Source organism: Rhodococcus sp. ARC_M6, from assembly GCF_022810305.1.
GTDB lineage: Bacteria > Actinomycetota > Actinomycetes > Mycobacteriales > Mycobacteriaceae > Rhodococcus_F.
Map to the genome: position 1 here is coordinate 1 of NZ_JALGQH010000049.1, position 17,204 is coordinate 17,204.

Consider the following 17,204-nt stretch of genomic DNA (forward strand, 5'->3'; position numbering starts at 1 on the left):
ACGAACGCGAGAGAGTGACAAGCATGGCGCTGGTGGTGTGTGTGCTTGATGGATGGGGCTACGTTGCGGCGGGTGTTCGTTCACGGCGACTCAACGCCTTCGGGTCGGCTGTGTCGCGGGTCTGCACCTTGCAGAGGTTTCGGTGTTGCGGACTGTCGTTGCAACTGTAGCAACCGAATTTACAAGGCGGCGTCGGCGCATGCGGAGGAGAAGTGATGAGCGACAACGATATTGTGGAGACTGCATCCGTGTGGGATGCGGTGAGCGACACTACGGGTGAGGCGTACAACCGTCGACTCCGCGCGGATCTGATGACCGCGATCCGTGGGCAGACCGACCGGTTCGGATGGTCGCAGGTTGTCGTTGCCCAGAATCTCGGTGTCACCGGGTTTGTCGGACCTTGATCGAGGGAAGTTGAGCAAGTTCTCTCTCGATGCTCTGGTCAATCTTGGTAGCAAGGTCGGGGTGCACGTCGGTGTGCATGTCGACACCCCACCGATCTTGACGAACACTTCATCGAGATGTCACTTCTCCCCGTTCTCGGGCATGTGTAGATGAGCGATCGCCAACTCGAACTCACCTACCTCGAACAGTCGCGCGCCGTCCGCCTTCACGATTCTTCGGCTGTCGCAGAACGAGCGGCCGCAGCCCTGCGGCGATCAGATGGAGATCGGCCGGTGGCACGGCATTAGCGCTGCTCACTGCGTCGGAGGCGAGTGGGAGGGGTCGGAGAAGTTCGACGCGTGCGCGGGAGTCTGATGAGTTGCGGGGGGATGTGACCGGTGGCCGTCACCCTCCTGGGGCGCTATCATTGATTTACGGGCGAAAATTGATGAAAGGATGTGGAGATGTCGGACGCAGCGACTAGCAGCACCAAAGACCGCTTCCTGCACGGCGACCTCCCCTTCGAAGACGCATTGAAAGAGGTTACGGGCACCGAACTCGACCGAAGCGACCTCTGGCACATCCTCGAAGGCCTCGCCTCCGAACGCAACGCCACCGCACCGGTCCTCTCTGCCCACGACGCCCAGATCCTCGACAAGGCCGGATTCGTCGCCGATCCGTTGGCAGTGGCATCAGCGCGGGTAGACCGCGATATCCGCATGCAGAACCTGGTACACGCCTCACTCTCCATCCCGGAGGCCGCAGAGCGACTCGGCGTCACGCCGGCGCGGATCCGCCAAATCCTCGCCGAACACAAGCTGTGGGCATTTACCTCCGGTCGAAACCGGTTACTTCCGCCTGCCCAGTTCACCTCCACCGGTCAGGCACCGCACCTCGACAGGATCGTCCCTCTCCTCGCGGTCGACATGCATCCGCTGTCCGTGCAGGCGCTGCTCACCACGCCGCAGCAGTCGCTGATCGTCGAGGGCGAACCGGTGTCGATCGTGGCGTGGCTGACCGGATGCGCCGGAACCGAGGACGACATCAACCAGGCCGCCGACGTGATCACCTCGGCGCAGTGGGAGTCCGCGTAGATGGCGGTAATGCTGCCTGCGCCGCCGTCGATCGAGGACCTCCGCGATGCGGGAATCCTGCCGGACGAGCTGATCGAATGGACACCCGGCGATGTGATCTGGCGAGTACACCGCACCACCGGCCCCCACGTCCTCGCATGGAACGGACTTCGCACCTTCGGGCCGGTCCTTCGGTTCGATCACCACCCGCTTCCACCAGGCGATCGGACAAAATACGGAATCTGGTACGGCGCAAGCAATCCCCGTGGCGCCCTGGCCGAAGCGTTCCAATCCTCACGTGTCATCGACCGGCGGCACTGCGAACCGTTCCTGACAGCCGTGAAGTTCGTGAGCCCACTGCGCCTTCTCGATGTGTCCGGGATCGGTAAGGGAGTGTGGGCAACCCGTGTTGGTGGGAATCATGCGCTCGATTCGGCAGCGCACCGCCGAACTCAGCACTGGGCAGAGGCGATTCACCGCGCCCATGACGGTCTGGACGGAATCATCTACCGAGGCCGGTACGCCGGGACGGTGTGCGTGGCGTTGTTCGAGCGTGCCTCCGACGCGTTCCCCGCACTTCCGGAGTTCTCGCAGCCGTTGAGCCATCCGGCGTTGGCCGACCGTATCTACACCGCGGCGCACGAACTCGGCTACACGATCATCTGAGGGCGTGCGCTTTTCGAGCGTCGAGGATGTGGACCGTGCCGGCCGCCAGCATTTTTCGCCGATTCGTGTCGGGCAGATGTGTGGCCGGCAAACTCGTCAGAGCGTTGCCCCGAATGCGTCACGCACCTCTGCCATGACCTGGCTGCATCGCGTCAGCATCGGGTCCGGTCATGTCCTGGATTGATCGCCGCTGGGTGGCCCGGGGATGACGGTGCCTCAGGGTGAGTGAGTGACTCGGGTTTCGAGTCGGCAGACGCCGACTGCGGCTCGCCGGAGTTGACAGCGGGCGATTTGGTAGTAGCGATCGGGATCGGTCAGTTCTGTACCACTTGCCACCGTCTCGGATTGATTCATGTTGTTGCGCAGAAACTTTCGAGGCACTTTCCATCATCAGGGTCGTCGATGATGCGGAAAATCCAGGGACCGTCGAACTGGGAGCTGTCCCTGACGGCCAGCCCACTGTGGAAGATCAGCCCGTTCAGCTCACGGGGGCCGGGTGCCGACGGTACCTCTCCACTCGGTTCTATCGGTTGAGGTGGTCGGCGAGTCGGCTGATCGGGCGTGTGTCGATGGTCAGATTCGTCGACTGGTTCTCTCCGGTGATGTGTACGCCGGCGCTCGCGCGGACATGGGCGTCACCGCCGATGGCGACGGTGGTGGTGTCGGTGGCTGCGATGCGGGTGTGTCCGTCGGCGTGGACGTGGCATTGGCAGTGGGCGAAGACGATGGCGTGCTCGTCGGCGCGGATGTCGGCATTATCGGTTCCGACGATCCGGCTCTCCCCGTGCGCCTCGATGGTGGTGGTGTCGAAGGCTTCGACGTGCGCGAATTCGTAGGCGCTCACGTGGGCGTGGTGGGTCGCTTGGAGGAAGCATCGTCCGGCGGCGGTGATGGATCCGCCGGTGACGGCGGCGCAGGTTTGTCCGGTGATGGTGATGTCGATGTTGTCGGGGATGTGTCCGAGGTCGAGCCATTGGTCGGGGCCGGAGTCGATGATCAGTGTGGTGGCGCCGGCGTCGAGGTGGCGGGTGTATTCGCTGTAGCAGTGGACGCCGGCGGGGCGTGTGCGCTCGGAATGGTGCCGGGTAAGGCGGTAAGCGACGTTGTCGATGGGTGCGTCCATGAATCGATATTGCCTGTGTCCGCGGAAGTTCGGGTGGTTCTGCGTGGGAAGTCCGGTCACGATGTGACTACAGCGCCGCCGTCGAGATCCCGAGGTGGCGCATGTTCGCGTATTGGTACGCATGCACGACATGCCCCGTGTTGGTCAGAGTTTCCACAGTTGAAGTAGTGCGGTCCGGATGGACTCAGAGCGGATGTAGTGGTCGGTCCGCAGCCGTGGCCCGGGGTGCCCGTGGTCGGCGAGATGTTTCTCGGCGACGGGGAGGGGCAGTGGGGGCAGGTCGGTGCGGATGCGTAGGAAAACCAGCACGGCTCCGCCGGATCGTGGGATCCGGACGGGTTCGGAGGTCACGAGGGCCGGCGGGTAGATCCATTCGTTGTCGGCGGAGACGAGGACGATCACGTCACCGGATGTGATGGTGCTGGGTTTGCCCAGGTGCAGCGATTGGAGCTGGTACTTCGCTACCGGTCCGGCGGTGGTTCGTGGCTGCGGCTGCTGCTCTTCTAGTAGGTGTTGTTCGGTGGGGCTGGGTTGGTAGTCGACGACGTGTTTGATAAACATCCGGGCGGCGGGTGTGGGGAGGAAGTCGTTGTCGGGGTTGCGGATTCGGCCGGTGACGCCGGGGATGGGGACGGCTCGCCCGATTGCCCATTCGCGTGTGGCGTTGTCGATGAATGGTTGGTCGATTTCGGTGAGGTCGTCGAGACTGTTGATGAACGTCCGTACCGAGGTGATGATGTCGGGGTCGTCGGTGATGATGACGGCGTCGTCGGCGAAGGTGGAGTTGACGGTTGCGTTCGCGGAGCCGATCACTGCTCGCCGGGTGGTGGCAATCACGTTCGCGTGCAGGGTGGGGCAGGAGAGGATGCGGACGCCTTTGCCGAGGTAGTGGGTGAGGGCGGCGGGGGAGGTGGCATGTGCACGGATCGCTGCTTTGGAGGCGTTGACGACGAGGACGTCGCCGGCGCGTAGTGGGAGTAGTTCGGGTGCATCCTGGCCGAGGTAGGCGATCGCTGCGCGGCGTGGGCCTCGGGTGCGGATGGCGCGGGTGATGTGTGGCCACGGGTTGGGTCCGTGGAAGGTGGTCCCCATAGGGTGGAACGGTAGTCGGATGTGGAGCCGACATTGTCGACTTGAACGCGATATCGATCTCGGATGTCGATCTATGGGTTCTGTCGTTGGTGGGGTTTCCGATATCAGTTCGCTACGGCGCCGTAGTTACTCGAGCTCCGGCGTCGGAACCGTTGATCGGCTGCGGACACCCGAAGTTCACAATCCTGGTGGCCCACCGGGGTTGTGAGTGTCTGTCCGGTGGGCCGTGCGCGTCCGAGCCGGCAAAGGTGAACGCGCAGATTTTGGTGGCCCGCCGACCTCTGTGTGGCAGCTGTCGGGTGGGCAGGGTGTCCAACCCAAGGAGCACAGGGGAGATGTTACGTCGCACGGTCCGTTCGTGGCAGTTACTGGTCACTTTCCCTCTTCGGCGCACCCCGGAAGCGGTACTCGGCGCACATTTTGTCAGCGGATGTGGGGGAGCGGTGGCTGACACGTGGACGAGGGGCAGCTGTCAGAATCGGGTGATGACCGACAAAACTGGCGACACCCACACCGTGCCCGCTGTGGGTTCTCGGGTGCAGGTCACCGTCCGTGATTCGGGTACCGGCGACATTGTCACCCGCAGCGGTGTGGTGATCGAGGACTATGCGGAGATGGTGATCGATTCCGGTGCGGTGGGGCGGGATTGGGCCCCGGTGCATCGGTGGGCGATCGCGCTTGATGATGGACGGTTGGTCTTCGTCGACGATGAGGACCTTGCGGCTGTTTGATGATCGCCGCTAGTTGTCGGCGCCGGGTCCATCGTGTTCCTGGCCTCGCCGCGGTAGCTTCGTCGTGTTCGATGTCCGCCTCCCTGCTCAGTGCGCGTGTATCTCCGAACCACATCGATATCGACTGGTTCGAGGTCTACCGACTTCCTGAACAACGCCCGGGCCTTCACTCGGCGGTAGGTCCTGGCAGTCTTGCTGCACGATCAGTGCGGAGGCGCAGATTAGGCTTGTGACCATGCGTGATCTCATCGACACCGCCCGGGCCGTCAGTACGGAGGCGAGCACCAGAATCGGACATCGCACGCTTCAGCCGCGAGCGATCAGGACGAGGGACGGAATCGTCGAAGCCGCTGCCACACAATTCAACTCCTTCGGTTACAGCGCATCGAAGACAGGCGACATTCTTGCGCAGGCCGGCAGCACGAAAGGTGCGATGTACTTCCATTTTTCGTCGAAGAAGTCGCTGGCGCAGCATTTGGTGCAGTTGTGGTGCACGGTCGTCGTCGATACGGTGACCCGCCCCGTCGTCGACGAGTCGGCGCAGGATCGGGTTGCGGCGATCTTCCGGGAATTGGCGCGGCACGTGGCAGCGGATCAGGTTGTGCGCGCGGGGCTGCTCTTGAGTTTGGAGAGAGCTGTTGACGAGAACGCGAAGGTGTACCTCGCGTGGACGAGCGCGGTCACTGTCATCGTCGAGCAAGCCAGTCGCGGACATCTCGATGCGGCGGCGGCGCCGGAGAGGCTCGGAGAAAGCCTCTGCGCGGGATTTGTGGGTGCCGTGCATGTTGCGAGCAGTCTGGGTGAACCCGAAACCATCGAACGGCGCGTCGATGATCTTCTGATGCTCTGGCTCACGTAAGGGCCTGCATTCGGGTTGTCGGGGATGCGGGCGGATCGTCGATTCGTTGTTGCACAAGCGCATCGAGTTGATTGACTCGGCTCTGCTGCGTTGTATTGGCGCCGTGCCGTCGCGGATGCTGATGCAGGCGTTATCCCCTTCGTTGGTGCGCGCACCCAACCCGCGTTGAGCGGCGTCCACAACTTATCTGATGCGTATCGAATTCTCCTGGTTAGGGTTTCGTTGGTCTGCCCGCTCCAGTAGCTGCCTGGTTGTGGTGGGAGAGTGTTTAGGTCCAGAGCGGCTCGGCGGACCATCCGGGCGGGCATTCCATCTCCGTGTCGGATCGATTCATCGCCACAAATCCGGACTGAATATGCTCGGCATTCCGGAGCGATCGCCGCGCTCTCGCCCGCGTGAGGGCTCACAATAGTGAATGCTTGGGCGTTTGCTCGATACCCGCTCTGAAATCGAGAGCTTCGACCAGTTCACCGTCACCGTGGTCGCTAGCCGCCGTGGAGGTCGGCGGTGCATTTCTTGAGCGTCTGTCCTGTCTTGGCCATGCATATCTGTACGGCGGACTCAGGAGCAGTTTGATAGTTAGTGGGCGCCACAACGTCAGGTGTGGACGGAAGTTCGATATACGGCGTGACGCCTTGTGTCACGGACCAGATCCAGGCATCAGTCCTTGCGACTCGCGAACAGTACGCAGTCTCACCGTATTCGGTCATCGCGGACGCGCCATGAGTGGAGCAGCCTTGGAAGAGGGTGACGTATTCGATGGTTGGTTCAGTTTCATACGTGGGTTCTTCGTACGTGGATACTTCAGAGACGGGCTCTTCGTACGTGAGATCGGCCATGACTGGGGGCGGCAGTTCGGTAGTCGTAATCGGTGCGGTCGTTGTCGTCGTTGCAATCGCGGCCATGCTCGATGTTGGGGCATCGACTGTTCCGTCCGTCGACGAACAACCTGACGCGGCGAGAGTTGTGAACGCCAGGACGAGCAAGAGTCGTTTCATTTGTAGATCAAATCAGACTGCCAGTCAGATTCGGTTGAACCGCCGTACGTCAGACCCTGGCCGCGAAGAAGGGGTGCGGGGCACTGATCCGTGTCAGATGCTCGCAGTACGGTTTTCGATCATGCCGACCAACAACCGAATCATTGCGTTCGAGGAACTCGCCGACACTGATCTGCATGTCGGGGCTGTCTAGCTCGGAGGCACCAAGGGTGCGGCCGGGGATGACCCGTTGGCCAAGATGCTCCCGATGGGAAACCAAGGAGGTTCCGACATACGGGGCCAACCACGAAGGCATTGGACGGTGCGATCACGTAGGGAGAGCTGGAGTCGCTGCTGGGCGGAGTGGCGCAGAACGCGATTCGACCCTGTCAGATCGACGGTCTGATGGAGCTGCTCGACCGGATTTCCGTCGAGGTACCTGCCGATGCTGTCGCACCGAAGCTGAGTCCTCATTCTTCGATCACTGGAGGCCATAGCGAGGGCATTGTTCGAATCCGTAAGGGGCAAAGCAAGTTTCGAAGAGAACTTTTGCGGAGGTGCGGATTGGTGTGTGCGGTGACGGGGCCGTGTCCGGCCGAGATCCTCGAGGCTGCCCACATTCGTGCGTTCGCCAAGCATGGGACTCATGAACTCAAGGACGGCATCCTGTTACGCGCCGATATCCACCAGTTGTTCGAGGAAGGTCGGGTCGCGATTCATCCGGAGAAGCTTGTTCTTGTGATGCATCCGGGATTGGATCGGTACCTGAACTACCGGGAACTGCGAGGAGCCCCGGTCGTTCCCAGGCCTGATCCAGCTGCGCTGTGCGAGCGCTACGAAGCTTCTGTTCGGTCATGGTCATCGATTTCCAGTCAGCACCGAATGGTTGTTGGATGAATTTTCGTTAATCCGCTCAGGGGGTGTGGTGGTTGATTATCGTCCTCGGAGGAAAGGTGTGGGCGAGGCAAGAACGGGAACGTCGTAGCCGTTCTCGTCGAGGAGGCGTGCAATGGCATTGAGGTCTTCGGCAAGTTCGGTCGGGGTGTTCCGTGGTCCGATGCGTACGGCCATGATCGGTAGGAGGGGCACGGGTTCGCCTGCCGCTAAGATAGCGGCCCCTGGGGCCATTGGGTCAGCGGCGACGAGCTCGACGTATTCGACCGTGCGAGGCCCATATGCACTCCGACGTGTGCGGCGCGTGGCAGACGGCGGATCCTGTACGGCGATACGGATCTCTTCCTCACTCTCATAACCTGTGTGCTTGTGCCAGCACAGTTGCCGGAGTGCTTCGTCGAGCGCGTACTGGTGACCTTGCTGCTCAGCGACTGCGCCGTCGCGGCAACCAACCGCGGCCCGAATGATCTCTTCCAGCGCTCGACCGCTCGACGTAGCAAGTGGTCGGGAGAATGATGGCTCGAACTTCGTGTAATCCACCTCGCGCCACCTCAGGAACGGGCTAGTGGGTTCGAGCTCCTTGGCAGCCGTCTCGTCATAGCTGCGCAGACGCCACGTGGAGCAGTCTTGGAAGCAGATCGAATACCCCTGATCGCTCCCGTAGCATTTCCAATGCTCGAGCTTGTCGCCGTCCATCGAGCCGGAGGTGAAGAACAGATCGACCGACTCGATCTCGACAGATAGACGGTCGACGAGATCATCGACCGCCTCGCGGGGGACATCGGCCGCCAATTTGGACGAATCACGGTAGTGCTGCCAGGTGCGCCGCATCTCCTCGAGGGCGTACGTCACCTCGAGTGGATCATTCAGGCCCGCCCTCGCCGTCGACCACAGGCAATGGTTCTTCGCGATCCCTTGCAGGCCAGCAAGATTGGTGTAGTGCCACGCACCACCTTTCTCGAAACCATCGAGGACCATCCAATTACGTTTACCGCTCATTCTCACCGCACCTTGCTAACCGCCGGATATCTCGCGGGCGATGAATTGAACTGGCCCGCGAGTGATACACACGGTATCCGAGTACAGCGCCCCGACTGCTCTGCAGACCCGGCAATGTGGTGAACCGAGCGTTCCCAATCGGATCGTCGCTGCGCTGGATCGGTGAAATCCTTTCGGGGAGTAGGCAGTGCGTGCGCACGCTCATTCCTGGTCGGGTATCAGGCGAGTCTTGAACCCGGCGACCGCGTGATCGAGAGTGACTTCCGCAGGGTCGAGAACGAAGAGGTGGCCGGTGTGGCGCCGGAATCCGAGGGTCTGCCACAGTGCGCCCAAGGCGGCAGCCCCGGCTTCCCATTCATCAGCTGGCACATCCTCGCCGGGGTATCGGTCTCGGAGCTCGAACGGGGAAGCATGGAGAGCGACGCATGCTGCGCCGTGATCGAGATGTCGGATCGCCACGCCAGTGAGGTATCGCCCAACACCGCCACAGCCACGCCACGCAGGTTCGAGGGAAACACGATTAATGAGTACGAGTCGTGATCCGAACCCCTCTAGTTCGACATCGTCGGTGAGTCTGTCACCGTCAACCAGAGGTATGAAGACCGCGGTATCAGCACTGATTGCGTCGAGTTCGCCCGCGAGGTCTACACCCGCACCGAGGGTGAATGTCCAGCCGTCCATCCACAGTGCCAGTTCCTCTTGAGTGTCGCCGATCGTCGAGACTTTCATGGTCCAGTGGTCGGGCTCGCTCCGGTCATTCATCGTGATGGACCGGTGGTTCGCGTCGAAGGCCAGGTAGTCGAGATCGCTTATATCGGGCATGAAAGGGACGGTACTACGGCGACATCAGCATCGATTAGTCCTGTAGCCGCTGTTGTTGCTCGCACTGCACGTCGAAGCCGACTCAGAACGGCTCGACGACCCCACGGTGTACCGAGCCTGCAATTGACGCTACTACTGGCCGGAACTGGCATGCTCAGATGCACCGCAGTATCCCAACGGGTTACGAGAGTTGCAGCGGCAGGGAGAATCCGAGCTCAGGAGGTCTGGGCCCGCAGATTCCGACATGAGCATTGCTGCCGCCACGCCTTCGCCTGGGTGATGTAATTTGTTGCTGCAGTAGGTAACTGGACGAGTATCTACAAGATCACCTAAGTGGCTCGGGGGTTCGGGCCGAATTGAGGGAGGGGTGAATGTCGGTGACAATCTTGCAGTCGATGGTTAAGCCCAAGGAGCGGTGCCGTGGAGCCACCTCACGCGGTTGTCTTCGACGTCGTGGAGGGCAACTGCTCGGAGTTGGCGCGGGGTCCACCCGTCAAGAGGAGAAGGATCGTCGAACAGTGCATCCGCGAACAGCCCCGTAGACGGGAAATGCATACCTTCTCGAGTGTTGGCCCCAACGGTGAGGACAAGGACTTCCGATCGTGCGTCGTCGTGTTGTTCGATGATTCGTCTCAACTCGGCGCGGAGCGTAGATCGGGTGTAGGTCTCGTGGTACGCGAGCGCGATGTCGAAACCGATTGCTCGGCGGAGTCCGCTTTTGTACTCGTTGGGCAGACCCGCCCACGTGCATCCCACACTTCCCGGTTCGTTATGAGTCATAGCGGTGCCTGCGGGAATGGTTTCGGGTGCTCCTTGACGGCGGAGTGGATCGAAGAACTCCGGACCAGGAGGCTGGGTTGCCTTCAGGTGATCGACCATCTCTGCGATTTCCCTCCCACGGGGAGGGAGTCGGTTCTCGGTGTCGAGGTTGAACCATACGGCGACCATGTATCCGTGATGCTGGCGAAGGCGCGACTGTAACCTACCCGCTTCCCGGAATAGTTGATCTCTGAGTTGCTCGAAGAGCTTCCATCGACCGATGGAGTTGGGTTTTCCATTGCGCGTCGGAAGCATAAGCTGCGCGGTTTCGATCGTGTATTGACGATTTCGTATGTGGGCAATGCAATCGGGCGGGTCGTTCTTGTGGGGACCGGGGATGACTGTGCCGACATCGGATGCAGGGACGCATGCTGTCAGGAAGGCATGCACGTCGTCTGTTTCCTGCTGTTGTTTGGTGCGTGACGATTGCTGTGAAGTGGGAATTTCGGTCGTCAGTATGAATGCGGGTTCGGCTGTGTCCGTCGTGAAGCCTGCTACGGCGTTGAGGTCGAGGAGGCCAGGAATTATCTGGCTGACGATGACAGATCGAATTGTCATGGGGGTTTCGATTTTCATCGGAAATAGGGCCATGGAATCGCCGGTCATTCAACGAACTTAGACCAGAAGCATCGATGGGCGGATCGGTGATCGGGTCAAACCGAGTTCGCAGCACTCGTAGGCGATCGACGTCATCGCTGCGTCGGTCAGCAATCGCGACTGATAGTCCGAAGGCCCCCTGAACTGTGACTGACCGGGAAGGCGGAAGGCCAGAGAGCGGGCCTGTCCGGAGACACCTTCGGGAAGCCTCAGTTTGAGGCCGCGAGTGGGGGCTACAGGATCAAGGATCGCAATATCCTTGTTGGGCACGCGAATTGGTGGCAATGGGTGGCGCATGACAGTCGAAATGTGTGTGAGCCGGTCATCTGCCGGGATAATTTCGTTGCGCTCGATGTATTTCAGGATGAGGTAGCGACCAGTCTGGTCGCGCGACTTGTAGCCGGGCATCCTCACGATCTCGGAGAGACGGTCCAGGGCAGACTTCGGGATGGTCACGTTGGTGTCGAACCGCTTCTCTGCCACGCAAAAGATAGTAAACGCCGTTGTGACCTGCGGTGATGGCGCATCCCGAGGGGCGTGTGATGTTCGGGTGTGTTGGTTACGGTGATTTTCCGTCAGTTGCCCGGTCCCATTGAAACCTTGCAAAGCTCAAGTCGGGCGCTTCTGGCCAGGGCTTGCGGAGTGAGTGCTTCCGGTTCGTGATTTTGGTGGATCACCGGTCCCGGCCCTTTCCGCTATCCCCTTTCCGGCACCGCGCGCTGGGTGCCTTCTTGTGCGCTGACCTGGTCGAATGGTCTGCCCTTAGCTTCTGGGGTTCACGGCAGTCCGGCAACGAAAGTCGTCGTCTCCGCGCAAGACGCATAACCCGCATATCACGCGTATAGTGTGCCTAGGAGGTTTCGATGTCACAGAAAAACGAATCAGAGCTGATTGGGCCGCGCGCACTTCCGTGGCCGTCGACCTTTGATTTCATGGAGCGGACGTCAGCGGCGGAACTACTTGGCGCGGAATGGTCCTCATTGGTAGACCGGGTCGCAGAGAGTCTTGTGGTCAGCGCGGAGCGTGTCTCCCTGAATATGCAGGACGAGCACAACGTATCCAATACGTTTCATAGGTGGCTTGTTGTTTCCGCCGATACTGGTGGTCGACTTCCCCTCACAGCCCAGGATTACGTAGCTACGACGCAACAAGTGACGGTGCTGTCGCGAGAGTCGCTGTCGAAGGCACTCCAGGGGCTATCGCGTGACGGTTACATTGTGCCCGGTCCAGCTGTCGAAGCAGCTAAGGGAGCTGATGAAGATTCGGCCCCTACTGAGACCGGTGTGAGCTCAAGCTGGGGGCCGCCGATCTCTGAAGCCGAGGCCGCATCACTGGAGCGCAAGAACCTGCACCTCCAGGTGGCGCAGCGCCGCGAGCAGTTGACGACGTCGTACACGCGTGCGGAGGCGGCCGACATGCTCGGTGTTTCTCCACAGACGGTGTCGGAAATGGTTGCCAAGCATCGGCTGATCGGCATCAAGGATGGCCGGGAGTGGCGTTTCCCTGCGTGGCAGTTCACGCCGGACAGCGCGGAACCGGTTCTTCCCGAACTAGACCGCCTCGTTCGTGAATTCCCAGGTGGTGTGGTCAGTTTGTCTCGATGGATGAACCGGCCGAACGGAAACTTCGAGGGGCGGACGCCGCAACAGGAGATGCTTCACGACAGTGATCATGTGTTCGCGGTGGTCAACTCCCTGACGGCCGCCTGATGGCCAAACCGCTCCAGATGCCCGACCGGCCCCTGCCCGAAGCGGACTACCGGTGGACGTGGGAGCCAGCGGCCGGCGGCGCTGACGAGCCGTGGTTTCGCATCTACCATCGGGCTACCCACACCCCGGACGGTGTCACATTCCGTCAGTACGGACCGCTGTACCGATTCGACCACCACACACCACCTTTCGATGATCCTCAAGAGGACCCTGATGGCCGCTCGGTGCTGTATGTGGCACCGAATCTCGCGACATCCGCTTGTGAGGTGTTCGGTGAGACCGGCGTAGCGGCGCTGTGCTCGAACCGGCGCGTTGCGCAGGTTCGACCGACTCGGGAGATCATCACCTATGACTTGGCGCAGCCGGGTGCCGCGATGGACATCGGCGCATTGCCGACGTTGGCCACCGGTGACCTCCCCCGAGAGTTGACGCAGGAGTGGGCGCAGGCGATCTACGAGGATCAGCCGACGTCGGGAAAGGTAGAGGGGATCAGGTACCACACTGCGTACTTCGGTGATATTTCGCTGGTCCTGTGGGACTGCCCCGATGCGGTCGAGACGCTCATCGACTCCGCAGGTATGCCGTTGGATCTGCCTCTGTCCCATCCTGATGTGAGACTGCAACTGATCAAGACGCTTGAGCCGCGCGGAATCTCGGTGACGTCGATGTCGGATGCAGATTGCCCAGAATGCGCGAGGTCGGGCCTCTGATCTGTCTGAGGTGACGCGTGACAACGTACCCAGCGCTGTCCAAGACCGTGAAACCCGCAGCAGCACAGTGCGAATCGAACAATTGCCGAGGACTACGGCACAGCCCCCGGATTCGTCGGAGAATGTTGACCAGCTTCATCGCCTGCTGACGACAGCTCGCCCGTCGATCTCGGGTGAAGAACGCGAACCGATCCACAATGGACTGACTGTGCTGCAGTGGCATCCGATTCGCATGGTGGAACTGCCATCCGTACCGTTTCCGTTTCTTCGCAAGCGGCCGGTTTGAGGGTCGCGGCAGTGCCTTGCACAATCAACGCAGTGACCAGGGCGTGTCCGTCGCCGAGAGCTGCGCCGTAGAGATGTGCGAACGTGCGCAGTGCGAGTGCCAGTTGCTCTTTCGCTGATTGTTGGATTCGCAGAGGGGACCACACCTCGCCGGACAGGTGCCGCCATCGCTTCGGGCAGCGGCGAGATCGGCGATCGTCTTCATCGGTGGCATCACAGGGCGTCCATCGACGAGCGCCTTCGGAGGGCTCGGCAATTACTCTACTTGGAGAACTCTCGATTGAGAGATATTGCAGCACTGTGTATCTGGATTCGGAGGACCGATGTCATGCATGCCCAATTTTCATGCATACTGGGTCGTGTTGCTATCGAGTTCGAGCAGTGTGCGCGGTCGAGATTCGGCGCGACTTAGGGATGAAGGGTCGGGGCGGGTATGGATTCCGGGGAATTGATGCGGCGCAAGACTGTTTGTGTAGAGACGATGGATCGAATCAGTTCGAGCACTGATTCTGTGCGTGCTGTACCGACTTTGAAGTTTGTGACGAAGTCGGGTAGCTGTGGTTTCTACAATCGCAAGAAGAACGAAGTTTCGATCCGTGAGAAGGATTTCCTGTCTGAACCATCGACTTCGGATGGGGTGATCGAGGCCGTGGTTGTGCACGAGTTGGGTCATTGGGCGGATCCGAAGTTTGACACGAGGTGTCGTCGAAGCTCAGTTGCGATTCTCATGTCGGTGATGCCGTCCGGGTTGGTTGCTCTCGGGTTTCTAGTCGTGAAGCTGTTCGGCGGGTCGGATTTGTATTCCTTGTTGGCAACGGTCGCGGTGATGCTCGGTGTTCTGGCACTGCAGGTCGGGCGTGACATGGCTTCATTCTCCTAAGAAGTGAAGCCTCCGAACAACCCGGTGCGGTTCATACCGCTACCGTAAGGACTTGGATTGGGTGTCTTGGGAGCAACCTCTGCGAAGAACTGCCGGCATCCCTCTGGTCGATGCTCGACCACGACGATGTGCTCATCGTAGGAAATCTGACGGAGACAACAAAACTCGGATCATTGACCAAGAAATCAAAACTTGCGCACGCACTCCTGTAGCTGTGGGGCGCCTCTCTATTTGTCAAGAAGATGTGGCGAGTTTTTTTCGGTGGGGTTTCGGCTTTGGTCCGCTCGTCCACGAGCATCACACGCCAGAGGTGTCCCGCGCGGTAAATCGGCTCTTCCCGTGGTAGGACTCCGATTTCGCACGCCTGGACAGGATCTGTGAGTAAGGCGGCTCGTTGCTCGCTGGCGAGAGCGGTCGCGCGTAGGGATCGCCGTACTTCCTGAATCGGCACCGCCGGATCAAACGCCCGGAACTTCTGCCCGATGACAAACCCACCCACACACACCCGTCACGAATCAGAGACAGCGCTGCGGTGCCGTGTCCTATCGTTTCGTGCGTCCGCGCAGCGCCAACAGACCGAGACCGAGAAGAACCGGAGTCAACAGTCGCAGCGTGATGTCGGTGACGGTCCCGACCGGGGTAAGTGCGACACGATCACCGGGGTTGCGGAGCAGCACGACACTGTTACGGGCGGCAAGTTCGAAACCATCCCCGATATTCGGTGGTTCCTGAGGTTCCGGGGTTGGATCGGTGATCACTCCGGTGGACCGGGTGACAGATACCGATGGCACAGCAGTCGTCGGCGAGACAGCCGCGACGCTGTCAGGGAGCGTCGACGCATCCACGACTGTCGGTACTTCCGGAGGCCGGACGATCATTTCCGCGGTCACGTCGATCGATCTCGCGATCGCCGCGGGGTCGGAAGGTGGGGCAATCCCGACCGTCGAGAAAATAACGCCGGCGCCGACAATTACCAACGCCACCATGCTGAAAGCGCGCAGCGCCCGCAGTCCGTACCCGGACACCGCCCAGTACAACCACAACAAAACACGCTCAGCCCACGCGGTGTCCGTGCTGCGGCGCCGCATTTCCATTTCGCCGTAGTAGAAATCCGCTGCGCCGGGTTCGTTCTTGCTGCTCTCCAGTCCGCGCCGCAGATCGCGGTAGATGGTCGCGATGTCGAGGGCAGCGGCCGGCGCACCTTCTTGCAAGGTCTGGGTGTCCGCAGTGGCAGCAATGGCCGGTGTCGGCGTTGCCGAGGTGCGATGGTTGGGCTTTCGGAAGTTCAGTTCCTCGACGATGATTTTTCGGCGCGAGTTCGGCAGACGCCAGCGGCCCGGGAGTTCTTTGCTGCTGCGCATGTCACAACTGGAATCGATACGCAGGGTGTCGATTCCGTGCGCGCCGAGGAAATGGCAGTCCGTCAAATTGATCGACGACAGCACCATGTCTTTGACATTCGCAGAGCGTAAATCTGTGATCGAAGTCTTCGTGCCCCGAAGCGCTTTCAAACCTTCTGCAAGTTCACCCTCCATGGTTACCTCTGCGGCGCTGAAGAATTCGTCCGTGAACGGTGCGTCGCCGGGGTCGGCGATAATGGTACGGGCAAGGAACTCCGCGCCGGGAAACGTGATCGAGGCCCCACGAACCTGGAGGTGACCGCCCTCGTCGAATTGAGCATGTGCCATGTTGAGGGACTTGCAGAGGGCTGTAAATCTGATCCGGGAGCGAAACTTCGTGCCGTCGAGGCACACTGTCTCAGCGGCGAATGATCCAAGCTCCGGCGAATTGAACACGGCCTCCGAGAAATTCAGCAGGTGCGCAATCGCCGAGTTGAACGACGCCTTCCGGGTGAAAGTCGCCTCGCGGAATGAGGCTTCCTGGGCGAACGTTGTCTTGTCGAACCCAGCTTCCTGAGTGAAGGTTGCCTCGCTGAACGACGTGTGGTGCGCGAACGCCGCATCGCGGAAGGCTGCGTCTTGGGCGAACGTTGTCTTGTCGAACACAGCGAACTGCGTGAAGTACGCCCCCCTGAACCAGGCGTCCGCGTCGAAGGTCAACTCACTGAACCAGGCATCCTTCGAGAAGGTCGCACTGCGGAATGAAACCAACTCGGCGAAGGTCGCCTTGTTGAACGACGCGTCTTGGATGAAGGTCGTCTTGTCAAACCAAGCGACCTCGGTAAATGTCGCACCCTCGAAGTCTGCGTTCTGGGCGAAGGTCGTCTTGTCAAACCAAGCGACCTGGGAAAATATCGCTCTCTCGAACCTAGCTGTCCGGATGAAATTCGCTCCGCTGAACTCTGCTCTCTGGGTGAAGGTCGTCCGAGTCGCATCTATACCTTCAATTTTGCAGTGGTCCAACGTCAGCCTGACGGAGATACTCTCGTCGGAAAGGTCGAGTTCGTCGGTAATGATTGCCCCACGAACAGATACCGCATTTAGGGATATCTCCTTCGTGGATTCGTTCAGATGGCCGTGAAGGAGAAGTCGTCGGAGCATTTCGGAGCGAATCGTTCGATTGCTGTCCGTCCATCCCTCGATGTCCTGCGACGAAGGCTCGCTGTCTTTGTCAATGAGATGGC

18 protein-coding genes are annotated in these 17,204 nt (G+C 60.5%); 10 read left to right on the plus strand and 8 right to left on the minus strand.

Translation table 11 applies throughout. The features are described 5' to 3' along the window. Window positions 1-215 precede the first annotated feature (215 nt). The 4 genes from MTX36_RS30720 (at window position 216) to MTX36_RS30060 (ending at window position 2,657) form a co-directional block, all read left to right on the plus strand. The gene (locus MTX36_RS30720; protein ID WP_374230571.1) at window positions 216-404 is read left to right on the plus strand and encodes a hypothetical protein; all 189 of its coding nucleotides are present in this window, start codon (window positions 216-218) and stop codon (window positions 402-404) included. Window positions 405-848: 444 nt separating this feature from the next. Then, window positions 849-1,478, plus strand: a complete 630-nt coding sequence (locus MTX36_RS28355) for a hypothetical protein (RefSeq protein WP_243622995.1) — start codon at window positions 849-851, stop codon at window positions 1,476-1,478. Next, window positions 1,479-2,123 (plus strand): RES family NAD+ phosphorylase, encoded by a 645-nt coding sequence (locus tag MTX36_RS28360; protein WP_243622996.1) that lies wholly within the window; start codon window positions 1,479-1,481, stop codon window positions 2,121-2,123. A 402-nt stretch (window positions 2,124-2,525) separates the two neighbouring features. Further along, the gene (locus tag MTX36_RS30060) at window positions 2,526-2,657 is read left to right on the plus strand and encodes a hypothetical protein (protein WP_279395111.1); all 132 of its coding nucleotides are present in this window, start codon (window positions 2,526-2,528) and stop codon (window positions 2,655-2,657) included. On the opposite strand, the gene MTX36_RS28365 is transcribed toward MTX36_RS30060, so the two are convergent. Together MTX36_RS28365 and MTX36_RS28370 are read right to left on the minus strand one after the other, a co-directional pair. Then, window positions 2,647-3,246 carry a hypothetical protein gene (locus MTX36_RS28365; protein ID WP_243622997.1) on the minus strand — a complete coding sequence of 200 codons (600 nt, stop codon included), beginning with the start codon at window positions 3,244-3,246 and terminating at the stop codon, window positions 2,647-2,649. The genes MTX36_RS30060 and MTX36_RS28365 overlap by 11 nt on opposite strands. Window positions 3,247-3,390: 144 nt before the next feature. Then, window positions 3,391-4,338 (minus strand): phospholipase D family protein, encoded by a 948-nt coding sequence (locus MTX36_RS28370; RefSeq protein ID WP_243622998.1) that lies wholly within the window; start codon window positions 4,336-4,338, stop codon window positions 3,391-3,393. A 485-nt stretch (window positions 4,339-4,823) separates the two neighbouring features. Here MTX36_RS28370 and MTX36_RS28375 point away from each other — a divergent pair, with 485 nt between their 5' ends. Together MTX36_RS28375 and MTX36_RS28380 are read left to right on the plus strand one after the other, a co-directional pair. Then, window positions 4,824-5,069 (plus strand): hypothetical protein, encoded by a 246-nt coding sequence (locus MTX36_RS28375; protein WP_243622999.1) that lies wholly within the window; start codon window positions 4,824-4,826, stop codon window positions 5,067-5,069. Between the two features lie 235 nt (window positions 5,070-5,304). Continuing rightward, on the plus strand, window positions 5,305-5,928 hold the full coding sequence (locus tag MTX36_RS28380) for a TetR/AcrR family transcriptional regulator (RefSeq protein ID WP_243623000.1): 624 nt from the start codon (window positions 5,305-5,307) through the stop codon (window positions 5,926-5,928). A gap of 485 nt (window positions 5,929-6,413) precedes the next feature. Here the strand turns inward: MTX36_RS28380 and MTX36_RS28385 are convergent, their stop codons facing one another. Next, window positions 6,414-6,926, minus strand: a complete 513-nt coding sequence (locus MTX36_RS28385; RefSeq protein ID WP_243623001.1) for a hypothetical protein — start codon at window positions 6,924-6,926, stop codon at window positions 6,414-6,416. A 555-nt stretch (window positions 6,927-7,481) separates the two neighbouring features. On the opposite strand from MTX36_RS28385, the gene MTX36_RS28390 reads away from it, so the two are divergent. Further along, complete coding sequence (locus MTX36_RS28390) at window positions 7,482-7,802, plus strand: HNH endonuclease signature motif containing protein (protein WP_243623002.1); 321 nt, start codon at window positions 7,482-7,484, stop codon at window positions 7,800-7,802. A gap of 36 nt (window positions 7,803-7,838) precedes the next feature. Here the strand turns inward: MTX36_RS28390 and MTX36_RS28395 are convergent, their stop codons facing one another. The 4 genes from MTX36_RS28395 to MTX36_RS28410 all read right to left on the minus strand — a co-directional run bounded on the left by MTX36_RS28395 (window position 7,839) and on the right by MTX36_RS28410 (window position 11,519). Continuing rightward, window positions 7,839-8,798: a hypothetical protein gene (locus MTX36_RS28395; protein ID WP_243623003.1), complete on the minus strand. Its 960-nt coding sequence runs from the start codon at window positions 8,796-8,798 to the stop codon at window positions 7,839-7,841. A gap of 201 nt (window positions 8,799-8,999) precedes the next feature. After that, a complete protein-coding gene (locus MTX36_RS28400; RefSeq protein ID WP_243623004.1) occupies window positions 9,000-9,620 on the minus strand; it encodes a hypothetical protein in 621 nt (206 codons plus the stop codon). Between the two features lie 399 nt (window positions 9,621-10,019). Beyond that, window positions 10,020-10,997 (minus strand): hypothetical protein, encoded by a 978-nt coding sequence (locus MTX36_RS28405; RefSeq protein WP_243623005.1) that lies wholly within the window; start codon window positions 10,995-10,997, stop codon window positions 10,020-10,022. Window positions 10,998-11,054: 57 nt separating this feature from the next. Continuing rightward, window positions 11,055-11,519 carry a ribbon-helix-helix domain-containing protein gene (locus tag MTX36_RS28410; protein WP_243623006.1) on the minus strand — a complete coding sequence of 155 codons (465 nt, stop codon included), beginning with the start codon at window positions 11,517-11,519 and terminating at the stop codon, window positions 11,055-11,057. Window positions 11,520-11,899: 380 nt separating this feature from the next. Here MTX36_RS28410 and MTX36_RS28415 point away from each other — a divergent pair, with 380 nt between their 5' ends. The 3 genes from MTX36_RS28415 to MTX36_RS28425 all read left to right on the plus strand — a co-directional run bounded on the left by MTX36_RS28415 (window position 11,900) and on the right by MTX36_RS28425 (window position 14,620). After that, window positions 11,900-12,745 (plus strand): helix-turn-helix domain-containing protein, encoded by an 846-nt coding sequence (locus MTX36_RS28415; RefSeq protein ID WP_243623007.1) that lies wholly within the window; start codon window positions 11,900-11,902, stop codon window positions 12,743-12,745. Beyond that, window positions 12,745-13,455: an RES family NAD+ phosphorylase gene (locus MTX36_RS28420; RefSeq protein ID WP_243623008.1), complete on the plus strand. Its 711-nt coding sequence runs from the start codon at window positions 12,745-12,747 to the stop codon at window positions 13,453-13,455. Before MTX36_RS28415 ends, MTX36_RS28420 begins: the two co-directional genes overlap by 1 nt. Window positions 13,456-14,473: 1,018 nt before the next feature. Continuing rightward, window positions 14,474-14,620 carry a hypothetical protein gene (locus MTX36_RS28425; protein WP_243623009.1) on the plus strand — a complete coding sequence of 49 codons (147 nt, stop codon included), beginning with the start codon at window positions 14,474-14,476 and terminating at the stop codon, window positions 14,618-14,620. A 542-nt stretch (window positions 14,621-15,162) separates the two neighbouring features. Here MTX36_RS28425 and MTX36_RS28430 read toward each other — a convergent pair. Further along, window positions 15,163-17,121 (minus strand): pentapeptide repeat-containing protein, encoded by a 1,959-nt coding sequence (locus MTX36_RS28430; RefSeq protein WP_243623010.1) that lies wholly within the window; start codon window positions 17,119-17,121, stop codon window positions 15,163-15,165. Window positions 17,122-17,204: the final 83 nt, after the last annotated feature.

What these genes read in the sequence shown, in the direction of transcription:
- MTX36_RS28400 (WP_243623004.1), bottom strand. Translation starts at nt 9,620, where the DNA reads ATGCCCGATATAAGCGATCTCGACTACCTGGCCTTCGACGCGAACCAC.
- MTX36_RS30720 (WP_374230571.1), top strand. Translation starts at nt 216, where the DNA reads ATGAGCGACAACGATATTGTGGAGACTGCATCCGTGTGGGATGCGGTG.
- MTX36_RS28430 (WP_243623010.1), bottom strand. Translation starts at nt 17,121, where the DNA reads ATGCTCCGACGACTTCTCCTTCACGGCCATCTGAACGAATCCACGAAG.
- MTX36_RS28355 (WP_243622995.1), top strand. Translation starts at nt 849, where the DNA reads ATGTCGGACGCAGCGACTAGCAGCACCAAAGACCGCTTCCTGCACGGC.
- MTX36_RS28365 (WP_243622997.1), bottom strand. Translation starts at nt 3,246, where the DNA reads ATGGACGCACCCATCGACAACGTCGCTTACCGCCTTACCCGGCACCAT.
- MTX36_RS28370 (WP_243622998.1), bottom strand. Translation starts at nt 4,338, where the DNA reads ATGGGGACCACCTTCCACGGACCCAACCCGTGGCCACACATCACCCGC.
- MTX36_RS28395 (WP_243623003.1), bottom strand. Translation starts at nt 8,798, where the DNA reads ATGAGCGGTAAACGTAATTGGATGGTCCTCGATGGTTTCGAGAAAGGT.
- MTX36_RS28360 (WP_243622996.1), top strand. Translation starts at nt 1,479, where the DNA reads ATGGCGGTAATGCTGCCTGCGCCGCCGTCGATCGAGGACCTCCGCGAT.
- MTX36_RS28375 (WP_243622999.1), top strand. Translation starts at nt 4,824, where the DNA reads ATGACCGACAAAACTGGCGACACCCACACCGTGCCCGCTGTGGGTTCT.
- MTX36_RS28385 (WP_243623001.1), bottom strand. Translation starts at nt 6,926, where the DNA reads ATGAAACGACTCTTGCTCGTCCTGGCGTTCACAACTCTCGCCGCGTCA.
- MTX36_RS28405 (WP_243623005.1), bottom strand. Translation starts at nt 10,997, where the DNA reads ATGACAATTCGATCTGTCATCGTCAGCCAGATAATTCCTGGCCTCCTC.
- MTX36_RS30060 (WP_279395111.1), top strand. Translation starts at nt 2,526, where the DNA reads ATGATGCGGAAAATCCAGGGACCGTCGAACTGGGAGCTGTCCCTGACG.
- MTX36_RS28420 (WP_243623008.1), top strand. Translation starts at nt 12,745, where the DNA reads ATGGCCAAACCGCTCCAGATGCCCGACCGGCCCCTGCCCGAAGCGGAC.
- MTX36_RS28415 (WP_243623007.1), top strand. Translation starts at nt 11,900, where the DNA reads ATGTCACAGAAAAACGAATCAGAGCTGATTGGGCCGCGCGCACTTCCG.
- MTX36_RS28380 (WP_243623000.1), top strand. Translation starts at nt 5,305, where the DNA reads ATGCGTGATCTCATCGACACCGCCCGGGCCGTCAGTACGGAGGCGAGC.